The sequence below is a fragment of the Candidatus Symbiopectobacterium sp. genome, from assembly GCF_020054415.1.
Lineage (GTDB): Bacteria > Pseudomonadota > Gammaproteobacteria > Enterobacterales > Enterobacteriaceae > Symbiopectobacterium.
In genome coordinates this window covers 1-3,496 of sequence record NZ_JAHWCO010000234.1, presented here as the reverse complement: position 1 = coordinate 3,496, position 3,496 = coordinate 1, and the positions used below count along the sequence as shown (strand labels likewise).

At 48.7% G+C, this 3,496-nt stretch carries 2 protein-coding genes and 1 pseudogene; 2 read left to right on the top strand and 1 reads right to left on the bottom strand.

Features of this window, described 5'->3' with window-relative positions; genetic code table 11:
* Positions 1-249 precede the first annotated feature (249 nt).
* Together QZ506_RS06870 and QZ506_RS06865 are read left to right on the top strand one after the other, a co-directional pair.
* Complete coding sequence (locus QZ506_RS06870) at positions 250-1,878, top strand: sensor histidine kinase (RefSeq protein WP_291969993.1); 1,629 nt, start codon at positions 250-252, stop codon at positions 1,876-1,878.
* Positions 1,865-2,557, top strand: a complete 693-nt coding sequence (locus QZ506_RS06865; protein ID WP_291969991.1) for a response regulator — start codon at positions 1,865-1,867, stop codon at positions 2,555-2,557. The genes QZ506_RS06870 and QZ506_RS06865 overlap by 14 nt, the downstream gene beginning before the upstream one ends.
* A gap of 134 nt (positions 2,558-2,691) precedes the next feature.
* On the opposite strand, the pseudogene QZ506_RS06860 reads toward QZ506_RS06865, so the two are convergent.
* Positions 2,692-3,360: pseudogene (locus QZ506_RS06860) on the bottom strand (IS3 family transposase); the annotation flags it as partial.
* Positions 3,361-3,496 lie beyond the last annotated feature (136 nt).

Here is a 3,496-nt window from a genome sequence, read left to right as displayed (position 1 = left end):
GTGCTGCGGGCGTACGCCGATGGCCACTTTACTCGATGGAAAACGGATCTGGGCAGAAAAGAATCTGAACCAGATGTAATCTGACAGACACCTGTATAAATAATCGGTAACTGTCAGATCAGGTCTGAGCTAGTACATATAGGAATGCCGAACAGTATTCGCATCACGTAACAATCGACCCGTATGGGGTACAAGTTCTGGTTTATTCAACAAAGCCACTTATTATCTGAATTCGCGAACGAAATATGAATGAAACTTAAATTCCAGACAAAACTATTCCTTTATCTCGCCATCTTTAATACCACTATCTTTATAGCATTGGGGATATGGCAGTATGTCAATCTGAATGAACGATTATATCGAGACTCGGCGGTGTTATCACTGAAAGAAGCGAAATACATTTCGGATATTCCTCTTATTAAACATGGAATTATCAATAGGGATACGCAGCAGATAAAACGTTTGTTAGCGCCCCTTGTGGCCAGAAGCGATGCCAGTTTTATCGTCATCGGTGATGCACATGCTCTGCATCTTTATCACTCGAAGTCAAAAAATCTGATTGGCACAAAGCTAGTCGGTGGGGATAATGCCCGTGTCCTGGCAGGAAATGATGAAACTACAAACAGCCATGGCACGATGGGGATATCGCTGCGCAGCAAAGTACCTGTGTTTTATAACGGCCAGGTGATTGGCATTGTATCTGTCGGTTATCTGAAGAGCTATCTTCATACCTTATCGGCACAAACTATTCTGCATACTTCACTGTCGTTATTGCTGATGTTGTGTTGCCTATATCTGTTCAGCTGGCACTTTACCAAACACATTAAGAAGCAGATTTTCTTTCTGGAACCCCAGGAAATCGGGCTGCTAGTCAAGCAGCAGAAGGCCATGATGCAAACCATGTATGAAGGGGTTATCGTTATTGACGATCAAAGCCGAATTCAGTTGATTAACCGGGCGGCGAAAACCTGGCTTAATCTGACCCAGGAGAACCGTCAGCTACGGGGCAGTCTGATCACCAACGTTATTCGCCACATCACCTTTTTTGATCCGCATATTATGCTGCACCACGATACCCACGACGAGGTGGCGTTGTTTAATCATCTCACAGTGGTGGCAAATCGGGTGCGGATCATGCTGGAAGATCAGATACAAGGTTGGGTGATATCCTTCCGCGACAGCAATGAGATCACCTCACTTAACGCTCAGCTCAGTCAGGTTAAAAGCCACATTAACGATCTACGCATCGTCCGCCATGAATACAACAATCAGCTGTCAACCCTAGCTGGCCTGTTAAACCTTGGGCGCTATGATGAGGCTCTGAGTCTTATTCAGGCTCAGTCGCAGAATAGCCAGCAGGTGCTCGACTTTATCTCATCACGTTTTTGCTCTCCGCTGATATGCGGTCTGCTGCTGGGCAAATATTCGCGGGCAAGAGAGAAAGGGATCACGCTGATGTTTGATGCAGGGTGCTCCCTGACTGCCATGCCGGATTCGCTGTCAGATTCTGAGCTGATTTCGGTGATCGGCAATGTGTTGGATAATGCTATCGAAGCGACGCTACGTACGCGTCCTCCTTTTTTACCGGTTGAAATTCTTATCCGCCAGAGTGCTCAGGAAATTTTAATTGAAGTGGCCGACCATGGTGCCGGGGTAACTGATGCGTTGAAAAATACCCTGTTTGAACCCGGCGTAACCAGCAAGACGAATGGTGATCACGGCATTGGTCTGCATCTGATAAACCACTTTGTGCAGCGTGCTGGGGGTATAATTGAGGTCACAGATAACGTCCCTTCCGGCACCATTTTTTCACTCTATATCCCCGTCGCAGCCACAACGTGCGGCTTTACCAAGGATACGCGCCATGCAGCAGTCTGACGTTATCGACGTTCTGATCGTTGAAGATGAAAGTAACTTGAGACAACTTTACCAAGAATTGATTACCAATACACCTTGGATGCGTCTGGTGGGGACTGCCTCCACCTTGCATTCAGCACGACGGCTGAACGCGGAATATCAACCGATCCTGATCCTGCTGGATAATTATCTACCTGACGGACAAGGCATTACGCTGCTCAACCAACCGGAGTTTAAGCGTCATAACTGCTTTGTGATTTTTATTACGGCCGCCACCGATATGGATACCTGTAGCCTGGCAATTCAGGGCGGCGCGTTTGACTATATTATCAAACCTGTATCCTGGAAACGACTCAACCATACCCTGCAGCGCTTTATGCAGTTTTACGGTCAGCAACGCCTGTGGAAAGTAGTGGATCAGAAATGCGTTGACTCATTGTATTCACTGCAATACAACAACATTCACGGTGAGCAGGAAAATAAAGGCATTGAAGATAATACCTTGCAGCGAATCATTGAGCCGTTCCTGCTTGCCCCTGAGCAGGCGTTCTCGATTGATGACATGGTGGAAGTGACCGGGCTGAGCAAAACCACGATTCGACGCTATCTGGAATACGCGGTTGATAACAAGCTGCTGCATGCCGAAAAACTGTATGGGAAAGTCGGACAGCCCCGCCGGGTTTACCGCTGGATAAGCTGACCCCCGACCGAAAGCACCATCATCACCCGGTGCTATGGTCCGATCTGGTCATGTACAAGCTTCAGTCCCCGATCAGCTGCTAACAGCGAACCGCTTACGATTACTGATCCTACCCACGTAATGTGGACACAGTCCTAAGCTAGGTTCTTGTTTTCAAACTGTTCCGTGCTGAGTCCGCCGCAGGCACTGTGGCGACGTCAGCGATTGTAATCGCACTCAATATAATTAAACACCGTTGTTCGCATTATTTCCCGACTGACAAAACGTTCTCCGTGGATACATTCAACCTTCAGAGAGTGGAAAAAGCTTTCCACACAGGCATTGTCATAGCAGCAACCCTTTGCACTCATGCTGCTACGCAGATTATGCCGCGTCAGTAGGGCCTGATAATACGCTGAACAGTACTGACCAGCGAAGTCTGTGTGAACAATGACATTTTCCAGACGTTTTCACCGCCACAGCGCCATCTGCAGCGCGTCACAGGCAAGCTGTGCCGTCATCCGTGATGACATTGACCAGCCGATAACCGCATGGGACCACAGGTCGATGACCACAGCAAGGTACAGCCAGCCCTCATCCGTGCGAAGGTGCGTGATGTCTCCCAACCACTTCTGATTCAGGACGCTGGCGCTGAAGTCCTGTTTCAGCAGATTCTCTGATACCGGCAGACCATGTTCCCGGTAGCTGACAGGGCTGAACTTTCGGGAGGCTTTCGCCCTCAGCCCCTGACGACGCAGGCTGGCTGCGATGGTCTTAACGTTATATTCCGGCAACTCATCCGCAAGACGTGGTGCACCTGCTTTGTTGAATAAATCAGAACTTGTAACGACTGCGCCCCATACGGGTCGATTGTTACGTGATGCGAATACTGTTCGGCATTCCTAATAGCGTGATCCGGTTAAGCGCTTTGACCATGGCCATGGCTTCACCCACCTGAGC